Annotated in this window: 13 protein-coding genes; 5 read left to right on the top strand and 8 right to left on the bottom strand. The window is 73.3% G+C overall.

What is annotated here, in order from left to right; all coding sequences use genetic code 11:
- Positions 1-90: 90 nt before the first annotated feature.
- The 3 genes from ACFYP4_RS25825 to rsmI form a co-directional block, all read right to left on the bottom strand.
- The gene (locus ACFYP4_RS25825) at positions 91-963 is read right to left on the bottom strand and encodes a TatD family hydrolase (RefSeq protein WP_358850065.1); all 873 of its coding nucleotides are present in this window, start codon (positions 961-963) and stop codon (positions 91-93) included.
- A 103-nt stretch (positions 964-1066) separates the two neighbouring features.
- Positions 1067-1480, bottom strand: coding sequence for a hypothetical protein (locus tag ACFYP4_RS25830; protein WP_358850064.1), 414 nt, complete (start codon positions 1478-1480; stop codon positions 1067-1069).
- Between the two features lie 229 nt (positions 1481-1709).
- Complete coding sequence (rsmI, locus tag ACFYP4_RS25835; RefSeq protein ID WP_358850063.1) at positions 1710-2567, bottom strand: 16S rRNA (cytidine(1402)-2'-O)-methyltransferase; 858 nt, start codon at positions 2565-2567, stop codon at positions 1710-1712.
- Positions 2568-2629: 62 nt separating this feature from the next.
- On the opposite strand from rsmI, the gene ACFYP4_RS25840 reads away from it, so the two are divergent.
- From ACFYP4_RS25840 to ACFYP4_RS25860, 5 genes are all read left to right on the top strand, one after another.
- Positions 2630-4369, top strand: coding sequence for a dolichyl-phosphate-mannose--protein mannosyltransferase (locus tag ACFYP4_RS25840; protein WP_388788418.1), 1740 nt, complete (start codon positions 2630-2632; stop codon positions 4367-4369).
- A gap of 73 nt (positions 4370-4442) precedes the next feature.
- Positions 4443-6071: a penicillin-binding transpeptidase domain-containing protein gene (locus ACFYP4_RS25845; protein ID WP_388788421.1), complete on the top strand. Its 1629-nt coding sequence runs from the start codon at positions 4443-4445 to the stop codon at positions 6069-6071.
- Positions 6072-6164: 93 nt separating this feature from the next.
- Positions 6165-7826, top strand: a complete 1662-nt coding sequence (locus ACFYP4_RS25850; RefSeq protein WP_388788424.1) for a penicillin-binding transpeptidase domain-containing protein — start codon at positions 6165-6167, stop codon at positions 7824-7826.
- 126 nt (positions 7827-7952) lie between these two features.
- Positions 7953-8555, top strand: a complete 603-nt coding sequence (locus tag ACFYP4_RS25855) for a YbaK/EbsC family protein (protein WP_388788427.1) — start codon at positions 7953-7955, stop codon at positions 8553-8555.
- On the top strand, positions 8552-9397 hold the full coding sequence (locus ACFYP4_RS25860; protein WP_358850058.1) for an EamA family transporter: 846 nt from the start codon (positions 8552-8554) through the stop codon (positions 9395-9397). Before ACFYP4_RS25855 ends, ACFYP4_RS25860 begins: the two co-directional genes overlap by 4 nt.
- 37 nt (positions 9398-9434) lie before the next feature.
- Here the strand turns inward: ACFYP4_RS25860 and ACFYP4_RS25865 are convergent, their stop codons facing one another.
- The 5 genes from ACFYP4_RS25865 to cbiQ form a co-directional block, all read right to left on the bottom strand.
- The gene (locus ACFYP4_RS25865; protein WP_388788430.1) at positions 9435-10598 is read right to left on the bottom strand and encodes a serine hydrolase domain-containing protein; all 1164 of its coding nucleotides are present in this window, start codon (positions 10596-10598) and stop codon (positions 9435-9437) included.
- Between the two features lie 103 nt (positions 10599-10701).
- Positions 10702-11148 carry an organic hydroperoxide resistance protein gene (locus tag ACFYP4_RS25870; protein WP_358850056.1) on the bottom strand — a complete coding sequence of 149 codons (447 nt, stop codon included), beginning with the start codon at positions 11146-11148 and terminating at the stop codon, positions 10702-10704.
- A 255-nt stretch (positions 11149-11403) separates the two neighbouring features.
- Positions 11404-11838: a MarR family transcriptional regulator gene (locus tag ACFYP4_RS25875; protein WP_358850128.1), complete on the bottom strand. Its 435-nt coding sequence runs from the start codon at positions 11836-11838 to the stop codon at positions 11404-11406.
- An 86-nt stretch (positions 11839-11924) separates the two neighbouring features.
- Positions 11925-12698: an ABC transporter ATP-binding protein gene (locus ACFYP4_RS25880; protein WP_358850055.1), complete on the bottom strand. Its 774-nt coding sequence runs from the start codon at positions 12696-12698 to the stop codon at positions 11925-11927.
- 10 nt (positions 12699-12708) lie between these two features.
- Positions 12709-13470: a cobalt ECF transporter T component CbiQ gene (gene cbiQ / locus ACFYP4_RS25885; RefSeq protein ID WP_358850054.1), complete on the bottom strand. Its 762-nt coding sequence runs from the start codon at positions 13468-13470 to the stop codon at positions 12709-12711.
- Position 13471 lies beyond the last annotated feature (1 nt).

Consider the following 13471-nt stretch of genomic DNA (forward strand, 5'->3'; position numbering starts at 1 on the left):
CGGTCGTCACTCTCCCAAGCAACGCGGCTACACAGCGTGGCGACACTCTCCCGGGGGCGGGACCCGGGAAACCCGTGGAAGCGTTATGGGTCAGTAATCGAACGCGCGGGCCGTGTTGGCGGCCAGCGCCGTCGCCATCGCGTCCTCGCCGATGCCCCGCACGGCCGCCATCGCACGGACCGTGACCGGCACGAGGTACGGGGCGTTGGGCCGTCCGCGGTACGGCACCGGGGTCAGGAACGGCGCGTCGGTCTCCACCAGGACCAGTTCCAGCGGGGCGGCGGCGAGCGCGTCGCGCAGCGGCTGGGCGTTCTTGAAGGTCATGTTGCCGGCGAAGGACATGAAGTACCCGGCGCGGGCGCAGACCTCGGCCATCGCCGCGTCGCCCGAGTAGCAGTGGAAGACGGTCCGCTCCGGGGCGCCCTCCTCCTTGAGGACGCGCAGCACGTCGGCGTGGGCCTCGCGGTCGTGGATGACCAGGGCCTTGCCGTGCCGCTTGGCGATCTCGATGTGGGCGCGGAAGGAGCGCTCCTGGGCCGCCTTGCCCTCGGGGCCGGTGCGGAAGTAGTCGAGTCCGGTCTCGCCGACGCCCTTGACCTGGGGCAGGGCGGCCAGCCGGTCGATCTCGGCGAGGGCCTCGTCCAGGGCGGCGTCACCGCCCGCGGCGCGTGCGCCCTGGCGGGACCCTCCTCCGCCGGGATCGCCGTGCACGATGCGGGGCGCCTCGTTGGGGTGCAGCGCGACGGCCGCGTGGACGGCGTCGTGCTCCAGGGCGGTCTGCGCCGCCCACCGGGAGCCGTTGACGTCGCAGCCGACCTGGACGACCGTGGTCACGCCGACCGACGCGGCCTTGGCGAGGCCTTCCTCGACCGTGCCGGACTGCATGTCGAGGTGGGTGTGCGAGTCGGCGACGGCGACGCGCAGCGGTTCCGGCAGGGGCGGGGCTTCGGCGTTGGAAGGCATGCCCCGATCCTACGAAGGGGGCACGCCCGGCCTGTCGTCACGGTCGGCGGATCAGTTCGCCGGCGACGCAAGGGCGCCGGCCCGCCCGCCGTCACGGAGGGGATCAGCTCGCCCTGCGGTGGTGGAAGGGGTGCAGCAGGTCCGAGAAGTGCCAGTGGTGCCGCTCCTCGGGCCCGGGCGCGTGGTCCGGGCCGGCGGGTTCCGCCGAGGCCTGCCGGGGCAGCGCGGGCGGCTGCCGCCGCAGGGAGTTCAGCGCCGAGGACACCTGTCCGGCGCGCATGATGCGCACCAGGTGGTTGTCGCAGTTCAGGCAGGTGGGACGGCTCAGCGGCGACGGCACCACCAGGCCGTCGGCGAGGTAGGTCACGAACGCGGTGCCCTCGGCGTCGCGGTGGTGCTCGATCTCGTACGACTGCTCCCAGCCGTGCCCGCAGCGCATGCAGGCGAAGGAATACGACTCGTGGACGACGTCGGCCGCCGGGGTGCCCCGGCCGGTCCGCCCTGCGATCTCACTCATGCCAGCTCCTCTTGTCCGCCGGACAAGCGCCTCCGTCGCGGGAGGGGGAGCCGACTCCCCACTGCGCCCCCCGAAGGCGAGGGGCGGGTGCGCCCCCGCGACCAGTGGACGCCTCCCCCGGCGCGGACGCAGCAGATCTGCCGAGTGTTGGATCCGTCTTGGCCCTTCCTTGCCGCAGCGCCCCCGGAGCCCGGCCGGGCTTTGCCTTTCCCGGCCGTCCTTTGCCCGCCTATGGGGCGCCGCGGGCCGCGTTCTTCGCCGCCACGACGGCGTCGAAGACCTCCCGCTTGGGAATCCCCGCCTCGGCGGCCACGGCGGCGATCGCCTCCTTGCGCCGCTCCCCCGCCTCCTCGCGCACCCGCACCCTGAGCACCAGTTCGCCGGCGTCCAGGTCCCCGGTGCCCTTCTCGGGGGCGCCCTCGACGACCACGGTGATCTCGCCGCGCACCCCCTCGGCGGCCCAGGCGGCCAACTCGCCCAGCGGGCCGCGCTTGACCTCCTCGTACGTCTTCGTCAGTTCACGGCAGACGGCGGCCCGGCGGCCCTCGCCGAACACCTCCGCCATCGCGGCGAGGGTGTCGTCGAGCCGGTGCGGCGCCTCGAAGTACACGAGGGTGCGGCGCTCCTCGGCGACCTCCCGCAGCCGCGACAGGCGTTCGCCCGCCTTCCGCGGCAGGAACCCCTCGAAGCAGAACCGGTCGACGGGCAGCCCGGACAGCGCGAGCGCGGTGAGCACCGCGGACGGGCCCGGCACGGCGGTGACCTTGATGTCCTTCTCGACAGCGGCGGCGACCAGGCGGTAGCCCGGGTCGGAGACGGACGGCATCCCGGCGTCGGTCACCAGCAGCACCCTGGCCCCGCCGACCAGCGCCTCGACCAGCTCCGGGGTGCGGGCCGCCTCGTTCCCCTCGAAGTACGAGACCACCCGCCCCGTCGGCAGCGCGTCCAGGGCCTGCGCGAGCCTGCGCAGCCGTCGCGTGTCCTCGGCGGCCACGACGTCCGCGGTCGCCAGCTCCTTCGCGAGCCGGGGCGGAGCGTCGCTCACGTCGCCGATGGGAGTGCCTGCCAGTACAAGGGTTCCTGTCACGTTTCCATCCTCGCAGGGCCCGGGGACGGGACTCCCACAGAGACGTTCCCTACGATGGCGCGGTGACCAGTACCGCGTCCTCCACGGACACCCGGCAGGGCCGGGCCACCGAAGAGCAGCGGCCGTCGTGGCAGCAGCGGCTGCGGCGCTTCGGCTATTCGGCGAAGCCCCGAAGTGATGTCCGCGACCGCCTCGTGCCGCCGTACGCGGCGCCCAGCCCGCGCGTCTGGGCCGCGTTCGGGCTGCGCCACGAGGTCGCCGAACGCGTCACGCGCTGGTCGGGGTGGGGCGGTCCGCTGCTCGTGACCCTGTTGGCCGGGCTGATGCGGTTCTGGAACCTGGGCGGCCCGAGGGCGGTGATATTCGACGAGACGTACTACGCCAAGGACGCCTGGGCACTGGTCCACCGCGGGTACGAGGTCAACTGGGCCAAGGACGCCAACGACCTGATCCTCCAGGGCAACGGCCACGTGTCCGTCCCCACGGACGCCGCGTACGTGGTGCACCCGCCGGTCGGCAAGTACGTCATCGGGCTCGGCGAGATGATGTTCGGCTTCGACCCGTTCGGCTGGCGCTTCATGACGGCGCTGCTCGGCACGCTGTCCGTGCTGCTGGTGTGCCGGATCGGCCGCCGGATCTTCCGCTCCACGTTCCTCGGGTGCCTCGCGGGCGCGCTGCTGGCGGTGGACGGGCTGCACTTCGTGATGAGCCGTACGTCGCTGCTGGACGGCGTGCTGATGTTCTTCGTGCTGGCGGCCTTCGGCTGTCTGGTGGTCGACCGGGACAAGGCGCGCACGCGGCTGGCCGCGGCGCTCCCCGCCGACCAGGACGGTGTCGTGCGCCCCGACCAGCACACGGCCGAGTCCGTCCGCCTCGGCCTGCGTCCCTGGCGCTGGGGGGCCGGCGTGCTGCTGGGGCTGGCCATCGGCACGAAGTGGAACGGCCTCTACGTGCTGGCCGCGTTCTGCGTGCTGGCCGTCCTGTGGGACGTCGGCTCGCGTCGCGTCGCGGGCGCCCGCCATCCGTACTCGGCCGTCCTCAGGCACGACACCGGTATCACCTTCCTGGCCACGGTGCCGGTCGCCGTCGTCGTCTACCTGGCCTCCTGGACCGGCTGGATCCTCTCCCCCGCCGACGGCAGCGGCGGCTACTTCCGCAACTGGGCCGCGACCGACGGCAAGGGCGGCAACTGGACGGTGCTGCCGGACTGGCTGCGCAGCCTGTGGCACTACGAGCACGAGGTCTACAGGTTCCACGTGGGCCTCTCGTCGCCGCACACCTACCAGTCGAATCCGTGGAGCTGGCTGGTCACCGGCCGTCCCGTCTCGTACTTCTACGAGTCCCCGGCGCCCGGCAAGGACGGCTGCCCGGTTGACGCCGGCGGGAAGTGCGCCCGCGAGGTCCTCGCGCTGGGCACCCCGCTGCTGTGGTGGGCGGCGTGCTTCGCGGTCCTGTACGTGCTGTGGCGCTGGGCGTTCCGCCGCGACTGGCGGGCGGGCGCGATCGCCTGCGCCGTCGCCGCCGGGTACCTCCCCTGGTTCATGTACCAGGAACGCACGATCTTCTTCTTCTACGCCGTCGTCTTCGTGCCGTTCCTCTGCCTGGCCGTCGCCATGCTGATCGGCGCGCTCCTCGGCCCCCCGGGATCCAGTGAACGCCGCCGCGTCGCGGGCGCCGCCGCGGCGGGCGTCCTGGTCCTGCTGATCGCCTGGAACTTCATCTACTTCTGGCCGATCTACACCGGCACCGCCATCCCGATCGACGACTGGCGTTCACGGATGTGGCTGGATACCTGGGTCTAACGAACGGGAAACACCCTCCCCACCCGTCGCTCCCCCGGCTTAGAGTGCAACCGCTTACGGGGAGGAGCGCGCCATGCGCAAGGGGGTCAAGGCTGCCGTCGTCGGCGGTGTGTTCGCGGTGATGGTGGGGGGCGCCGGGTACGGCGCCTACAACGTGGTGACCGCCGTCAGCGGGGACGGCGGTGTGGGCGGGCCCGCGCCCGTGCAGACCGGGAAGCCGAGCGGGGACGAGGTCGAGGAGACCACGCGGAAGTTCTTCGCCGCCTGGGAGAAGGGCGACGCGTCCGAGGCGGCGCGGTACACGAACGACGCAGGCGGCGCCGAGCCGCTGCTGGCCGCCTACCGCGACGACGCCCACCTCACCAAGGTGCGGATCACGCCGGGCACGCCGTCCGGGACCACCGTCCCGTACTCGGTCCGGGCGACGGTGTCGTACCGGGGCAGGAGCAAGCCCCTGTCGTACGACTCGGAGCTGACCGTCGTGCGCGGGGTGACGACCGGCAGGGCACTCGTCGGCTGGAAGCCGTCCGTCGTCCATCCCGGCCTGGTGGAGGGCGACACGCTGGTGACGGGAGAGGCGGCCAGCCCGCCGATCCAGGCCGTGGACCGGAACAACGTCGTCCTGACCAAGGCCCGGTACCCGTCCCTCGGCCCGATCCTGGACGCCCTGCGCGGCAGGTACGGCGACAAGGCGGGAGGTACGCCCGGCATCGAGCTGTCGGTCCGCCACGCGGACGGCGACGCGGGAGCCCGGACGCTGGTGACCCTCGCCAAGGGCAGGGCGGGCCGGCTGCGCACCACGCTCAGCGCGAGCGCGCAGGCGGCGGCCGAGCGGGCCGTCCAGCGGTACCCCGAGTCGTCCGTCGTCGCGGTGAAGCCCAGCACGGGTGAGGTGCTGGCGGTCGCGAACCACCGCAAGGACGCCTTCAACGCGGCGTTCGAGGGCCGGCTCGCCCCCGGCTCCACCATGAAGATCGTCACCGCGGCGATGCTCATCGACAACGGCGTGACCTCGATGAACGGCCCGGCGCCGTGCACGGACACCGCGGTCTGGCAGAGCCAGACCTTCCACAACCTCACGGGCATGGCGCCCAACGAGAAGGCCACGCTCGCCAACAGCTTCATGCGGTCGTGCAACACCGCCTTCGTGAAGCTCGTCGACGAGAAACCGCTCACCGACGCGTCGCTGACCGCCGAGGCCGAGGAACGGTTCGGGCTCGGCCGGGACAACTGGAAGACGGGGATCACCTCCTTCGACGGCAGGATCCCCGCGTCCGGCGGCCCGGACCGCGCGGCCAACGCGATCGGCCAGGGCGACGTCCAGATGAGCCCGCTGGGCATGGCGTCGGTCACCGCGACCGCCGTCACCGGCACCTTCCGCCAGCCCTACCTGGTGTCGCCGAAGCTCGACGACCGCCCGATCGCCACCGCCCGCGGGCTGCGGAGCGGGACCGCGGCGCAGCTGAAGCAGATGATGCGGCTCACCGCGACCCAGGGCACGGGCGCCCGCGCGATGGCGAACCTCGGCGGGGACATCGGGGCCAAGACCGGTTCCGCCGAGGTCGACGGCCAGTCGAAGGCCAACAGCTGGTTCACCGGCTTCCGGGGCGACATGGCGGCCGCCGCGATGACCGAGGGCGGCGGCCACGGAGGGGACGCGGCCGGTCCGATCGTCGCGGATGTGCTAAGAACGAGCGGCTGACGTCACCCCGGCCGCACCGGGAACCCGGGGTGGTGCCCTTCGCCGGGCACGCGTGGCACCGGGGCCAGGGGAACCAGCAAAGGAACTGCAGCTGTGGGCAAGAGAGGGCGCGCCGCCGAGCGCGGCAGGACGAGGCCCGCCGTGATCGGCGGGCTGATCGCCGTGGTCGTCGCGGGCGGGGGGTTCGGCGCCTACAGCCTCTTCGGCCCGGACGGGGACGGCGGGTCCACGACCGCCGACCCGAAACCCGTGAAGACGGGTCCCCTGTCGGCGGCCGAAGTGCGCACGGCCGCCACACGGTTCCTCACCGCCTGGCAGCAGGGCCGGCCCGCGAAGGCCGCCGCCGTCACCGACGACACCGCCGCCGCGAAGGCCGCCCTCACCGGCTACCGCGAGGACGCCCGCATCACCGGCGTGACGCTGACGCCCGGCAGGCGGACGGGCACCACCGTCCCGTTCTCCGTCCGGGCCACCGTGACCCACAAGGGGAAGAGCAAACCGCTCGCGTACGACTCCAAGCTGACCGTCGTCCGGCGGGCCGAGGACGGTGTCCCGCTCGTCCGCTGGCGGCCCTATGTCGTGCACCCGGATCTGCGGGACGGCGACCGGCTGGTCACCGGCGAGTCCGGCACGCCCCCGGTCAGGGCGCTCGACGCGGACGGCGGCGAGCTGACCGCCGCGAAGTACCCGTCGCTCGGCTCGGTGCTGGACGGACTGCGCGAGAAGTACGGCAAGAAGGCCGGCGGCCGGGCGGGCGTCGAGCTGAGGGTGGTTCGCAAGGCGGCGAAGAAGGGCGCCGACAAGGACCCCGACAAGACGCTGGTGGCGCTGAGCGAGGGCACGCCGGGGACGGTGCGCACGACGCTGAACCCGGCCCTCCAGGCCGTCGCCGAGCAGCAGGTGGCGAAGAGGTCCCGGGCGTCGGCGGTGGTGGTGCGCCCCTCTACGGGTGAGATCCTGGCCGTCGCGAACTCGGGCCACGGCTTCAACACGGCCTTCCAGGGCTCGCTGGCCCCCGGCTCCACGATGAAGATCATCACGTCGTCGCTGCTGATCGACAAGGGCCTGGCGTCGGCCGAGAAGCGGCACCCGTGCCCCAAGTACGTGACGTACGGCGGCTGGAAGTTCCAGAACGACGACAAGTTCCAGATCAAGAACGGCACGTTCAAGGCGAGCTTCGCGCGGTCCTGCAACACCGCCTTCATCTCGCAGGCGAAGAAGCTGGACGCCGACGACCTGGCCCGGCAGGCCCAGCAGGTCTTCGGGCTCGGCATGGACAACTGGTCCATCGGCGTACCGTCCTTCGACGGCTCGGTGCCGGTGCAGAGCGCCGCCTCCCTGGCGGCCTCGCTGATCGGCCAGGGCGGGGTGCGCATGAACCCGCTCAACATGGCTTCCGTGGTCGCCACCGCCAGGACGGGCACCTTCCACCAGCCGTACCTGGTGTCCCCCTCGGTGGACGGCCGCACCCTGGCGAAGGCCTCCCGCTCACTGTCCCCCGGCACCCGGGCCCAGCTGCGCGAGCTGCTGCGCTACACGGCCGCCGCCGGCACCGCCGCCGAGGCCATGTCCGGGCTCGGACCCGACTTCGGCGCCAAGACCGGCTCCGCCGAGGTCGACGGCCAGAAGAAGCCCAACGGCTGGTTCACGGCCTGGAAGGGCGACCTGGCGGCCGCCGGCGTGGTGCAGGCGGGCGGTCACGGCGGCGACTCCGCGGGACCGGTCGTGGCGGCCCTGCTGCGCGCCGGAAGCTGACGTCCGCGTCCCCGGAGGCGGGTCGCGCCGGCTGGCGTCCGCTCCCGAAAGCCGGCCGCGCCGACTGACGTCCGCTCCCCGGAAACGGGTCGCGTGTCCCGTACACCGGCCACTACGGTGCCGTCCATGACTGCCGCCGAGGAGCACGCCGCCCACCCCCGATTCGCCGAGGCCCTGCGGGGGACGGGCCTCGGGGACCTGCTGCCGCGGGTCCGCAGGTTCCCCGAAGCGACCCGCACCGCGGCCGAGGCCGCCGCCGCGATCGGCTGCGAGCTGAGCCAGATCTGCAAGTCGCTGATCTTCGCGGCGGACGGGGTCCCGGTCCTGGTGCTGATGGACGGCGCGTCGCGGGTGGACCTGGAGCTCGTGCGGCGGGAACTGGGCGCGCGGAAGGTCACCCGGGCGCGGGCGGACGCGGTGCGGGAGACGACGGGGTACGCGATCGGCGGGGTCCCGCCCTTCGGCCACCGTACGAAGACCCGGGTGCTGGCGGACCGTTCCCTTCTCGGCCACGACACGGTGTGGGCCGCGGCCGGCACGCCGTACGCCGTCTTCCCGATGTCCCCCGAGGACCTCGTCGCCCACGCGGGCGCCAGGCTGGTGGACGTGCGGGAGCAGGACACCCAGGCGCAGGACGCGCGTGACCAGGACGGGCCCGAACGGGACGTGCCCGAACGGAGTGCGGGCGGTGACGCCCCCGCGGCGGGCGTGGGTGAGCGGGCTCTGTGACGCCGCTCGTCGCCGCGGCCGTCCTGCTCGCCGCCGTGACGCACGCCGGCTGGAACGCGCTCGCCCACCGCATCACGGACAAGCTGGTCGGCTTCACCCTGATCGCTGGCGGCGGGACGCTCCTCGGCCTGGCCGCGACCCCGTTCGTCCCGTTCCCGGCCGCCGGTGCCTGGCCGTTCCTGATCGCCTCGGCCGCCATCCACGTCGTGTACTACGTGCTGCTGATGCGCTCGTTCCGGCTCGGTGACTTCGGTCAGGCGTACCCGATCGCCCGTGGGTCCGCCCCGCTCGTAGTGACCGTGCTGGCGGCCGTCTTCGCCCACGAGGTCCCGGACCGGTGGGCGACGGCGGGCATCGCCCTGTCCTGCGCGGGGCTGATGGGCGTCGCCCTGTGGGGTCTGCACGGGCGGCGGCCCGACTGGGCGGCCATCGGGGCCGCGCTGGCCACCGGCCTGTCGATCGCCGCGTACAGCGTCGTCGACGGGCTCGGGGTCCGCGCCTCCGGCTCCTCCCTCGGCTACACCGCCTGGCTGATGGCCGTGGAGGGCTGGGCGATACCGGCGTACGCGGTGTACCGCTGGCGGGGCGGGACGGTCGCGTTGCTGCGCCCCTGCGCGGCCGTCGGCCTGTTCGGCGCCGCGCTGTCCGTCTCGGCGTACGGACTGGTCCTGTGGGCCCAGACCCGGGCGGCCCTGGCGCCGATCGCGGCGCTGCGGGAGTCCTCGGTCATCGTCGGCGCGGCCATCGGCGCGATCTTCTTCAAGGAGCGTTTCGGAGCGCCCCGCGTGGCGGCGGCGGGCCTGCTGGTGGCGGGCATCGGCCTGATGCTGCACGCGAGTTGAGGAGACACCTCCCCGGAGGGGAAACAGCTTTCCGGCGTCAGCCGGAGATCGCCGCCCGCACCCCCCGTACCAGCGCCTGTGCCCGCGGATCCGCCGTCACCGTCTTGCGGAAGCCGTTCGTGACATAGCCGAAGGCGATGCCGGACTCGGGGTCGGTGAAGCCGAGGGGGCCGCCCCGGCCGGGATGGCCGAAGGAACCGGCGCCGAGCAGCGGGGACGCCGTCCCGTGCAGCATGCAGCCGAGCCCGAAACGGGTGTTGACCACCAGCACGCGGTCCGGCCCCGCGGACTCCTGCGCGCGGGCCAGTTCGACGGTTTCCGGCGTGAACAGCCGCGCCCGGCCGTCCACTTCACCGATGAGGGAGGCGTAGAAGCGGGCCAGCGCCTCCGCCGTGGCGATCCCGTTGGACGCGGGCAGCGCGGCCGCCCGGTACGCCGGGTCGTTGTCGTCGGGGGGCGGGCTGATCGCCGCGAAGGTGCGGCTGGTCAGGGAGGACGGGTCGGCGTACGCCTCGGTGACGGACCGCTTCGGGCGCAGCCGCGGAGTGCTCGCCGTCTGCGGGGGTGTCACCTTCCCCGAGCGCCCGACGCGGTGCCGCTGCGCGTCCGGCAGCCCGACCCACAGGTCGGCGCCGAGCGGTCCGGCGATCTCGTCGGCGATCCACTCGCCGACGCCCCGCCCGGTGATCCTGCGCACCAGCTCGGCGACCAGCCAGCCGTAGGTGTGGGCGTGATAGCCGTGGTCCGTCCCGGGCTCCCACGCGGGGGCCTGCGCGGCGACCGCCGCGGCCGTACGGCCCGGATCCGCGGCCTCCGCGGGCGTCAGCGGGCGGTCGACCACCGGCACGCCCGCCCGGTGCGACAGCACGTGCCGGACGAGCACCGCCTCCTTGCCCCTGGCCTTGAACCCGGGCCAGTACGCGCCGACCGGAGCGTCGAGGTCCAGCTGCCCGCGCTGGTGCAGCAGCAGGAGTACGGCGGCGGCGACGCCCTTCGTCGCGGAGTGCACGACGTGCGCGGTGCCCTGCTCCCAGGGCTCGGTGCCGTCCACGTCCCGCGTGCCGCCCCACAGGTCGACGACCTTGCGCCCGTGGCGGTACACGGCCACCGCGGCGCCCCGCTCGCCGAGCACGTCGAAGTTGCGTACGAACGCCTCCCTGACCGGCTCGAAACCGTCGGCCACCGTGCCGTTCACGTCCACGCCCGCCACTCCCGTCCGTTCACCGAGCAGACACCGGAACACCCGTCGATGCAACAGCTGTTGCCTGTCCCCGATTCCTGTGCCCGCGATTCCCGTGCCCGCGCTATCCGAGCAGGATCGTGACCTCGATGTTGCCCCGGGTGGCGTTGGAGTACGGGCAGACCTGGTGGGCCTCGTCCACGAGACGCGCGGCGAGTTCCCGGTCGACGACGGGCAGGGAGACGCTCAGGGCGACGGCGAGGCCGTAACCCTGGTGCGCGTTGGGGCCGATGCCGACCTTCGCGGCGACCGTGGAGCCGGACAGGTCGTATCCCGCGCGCCGGCCGACGAGCACGAGCGCGTTGTGGAAGCAGGCGCTGAACCCGGCCGCGAACAGCTGCTCCGGGTTGGTGCCGGCGCCGTCCCCGCCGAGCGCGGGCGGCATCGCCACCCGCAGCTCCAGCCGGCCGTCCTGGCTGGTCACCCAGCCGTCCCGGCCGCCGTGCGCCGTGGCCTCGGCGACGTACATGATCTTCGTCGGACGTGTGTCGACAGCGGCCCCGTCCGTCATGGCCGGCCCTCCAGGGAAACAGGTGTGCGCAAGTACATTGTGCACAAGGTATCCATCGGGGCGGAGCCCCCAGGACCCGGGGGTGGCGACCGCCGGTAACCCGGGCGCGGGTCACGACCGGAGTCCCGGCGAGCTCCTGGCTCAGTGCCGGCCGGAGTCCTTGCGGGCTCCCGGCGCAGTCCCGGCTCCGGTCCCCCGACCGCAGCCCCCGGCGGAACCACGAGCCGGAACCACGGGCCGGAACTCCGGGCCGCCTCAGCGCCCGCGCTCCCCCGCGCCCTCCGCCCGCTCGGCGAGCCGCCACAGCTCCTCCCGCAGCCGGGCCACCTCGTCCCCGTTCACCCCGGTCGCGGCCAGCAGCGCCTGCGGCACGCTCTCCGCGCGCTCGCGCAGCTCCTCGCCCCGCCCGGTCGGCGCGACGAGCACGGTCCGCTCGTCGCGGGCCGAGCGCTCACGGCGCAGCAGCCCGGCCGTCTCCAGGCGCTTGAGGAGCGGTGACACCGTGCCGTAGTCGAGCCGCAGGGCGCCCGCGAGTTCCTTCACCGTCGTCTCGCCGCGCTCCCAGAGGACCAGCATGACGAGGTACTGCGGATAGGTGAGGCCGAGAGCCTCCAGGAGCGGGCGGTACGCGGCGGTCACCGCGCGCTGGGCCGCGTACAGCGCGAAGCACAGCTGCTCGTCGAGCAGCAGCGACCCCGTCCGCGTGTCCGGGGCGCACGGGACGTCCGGCGCGTCCGGGGTGTGCGGAGCGTCCGGGAGGCCCGTCTCGTCGTTCGTCACGCGCCCATTGTCACGGAGCGGGGGTCGAAGCCGAAGGGAAGCTCCAGCCGGTGGCCACGCATCAGTTCGTCGTCGGAGAGCAGTTCGCCGGTCTTCCCGTCGGCCGCGATGACACCGTCGCTGAGGATCAGGGCCCGGGGGCACAGCTCCAGGGCGTAGGGCAGGTCGTGCGTGACCATGAACACGGTCACGTCCAACGACCGCAGGATGTCGGCGAGTTCGCGCCGGGAGGCCGGGTCCAGGTTGGACGAGGGCTCGTCCAGGACGAGGATCTCCGGCTCCATCGCGAGGACCGTCGCCACGGCCACCCGGCGGCGCTGGCCGAAGGAGAGGTGGTGCGGCGGGCGGTCGGCGAAGGACTCCATGCCGACCCGTTCCAGGGCCGTCCGTACCCGCGCCTCGAGGGCGTCCCCCTTGAGCCCGGCCGCGGCGGGTCCGAAGGCCACGTCCTCGCGCACGGTCGGCATGAACAGCTGGTCGTCGGGATCCTGGAAGACGATGCCGACCTTGCGCCGGATCTCCGCCATGTGCTTCCTGCCGACCGGGAGTCCGGCGACCGTGACGGTCCCGGCGCCGCCGGACAGGATGCCGTTCAGGTGCAGCACGAGGGTGGTCTTGCCGGCGCCGTTCGGCCCGAGCAGCGCCACGCGCTCACCGCGCCCGATGGTGAAGTCGACGCCGAAGAGGGCCTGGTGGCCGTCGGGGTAGGCGAAGGCCAGCCCGGCCACGTCCAGGGAGGGCGGCACGGCGGAGGGGGTCACGGGGTCCATCCAGACAGGGTCACAGGGTCCATCCCAGCAGACAGACGACGAGGGCGGCGAGCGGGAGGGTGAGGGCGTACGTCCACTGCGCCCGGGACGCGGTCACCTCGTCGATCACCGGCATCGATCCGGCGTACCCCCGGCTGACCATGGCGAGGTGGACGCGCTCCCCGCGCTCGTAGGAGCGGATGAAGAGCGCGCCCGCCGACTTGGCGAGGACGCCCCACTGCCGGACACCGCGGGCCTCGAAACCGCGTGACTCGCGGGCGATGCGCATCCGTCGCATCTCGTCGGTGATGACGTCGCCGTAGCGGATCATGAAGGACGCGATCTGCACGAGCAGCGGCGGCAGCTTCAGGCGCTGGAGTCCGAGGAGCAGCTCGCGCAGCTCGGTGGTGGAGGCGAGGAGTACGGAGGCGGCGACGCCCAGGGTTCCCTTGGCGAGCACGTTCCAGGCGCCCCAGAGGCCGTTGACGCTCAGGGACAGGCCGAGCACGTCCACGCGTTCGCCCTCCGCCACGAACGGCATGAGCACGGCGAAGGCGACGAACGGGACCTCGATCAGCAGCCGCTTCAGCAGGAACGGCGCGGGGACGCGGGCCTGGTACGCGACGCCCGCGAGGAGCACGGCGTAGAGCGCGAACGCCCACATCGCCTCGCGCGGGGTCGAGACCACGACGACCACGAAGCCGAAGGCCGCGGCGAGCTTGGTGTGCGGCGGCAGGGCGTGCACGGCCGAGTGCCCGTGCCGGTACAGCCTGTGGGCATGCCCCGCACCCACC

Source organism: Streptomyces sp. NPDC005551 (assembly GCF_042871785.1).
Classification (GTDB): Bacteria; Actinomycetota; Actinomycetes; order Streptomycetales; family Streptomycetaceae; genus Streptomyces.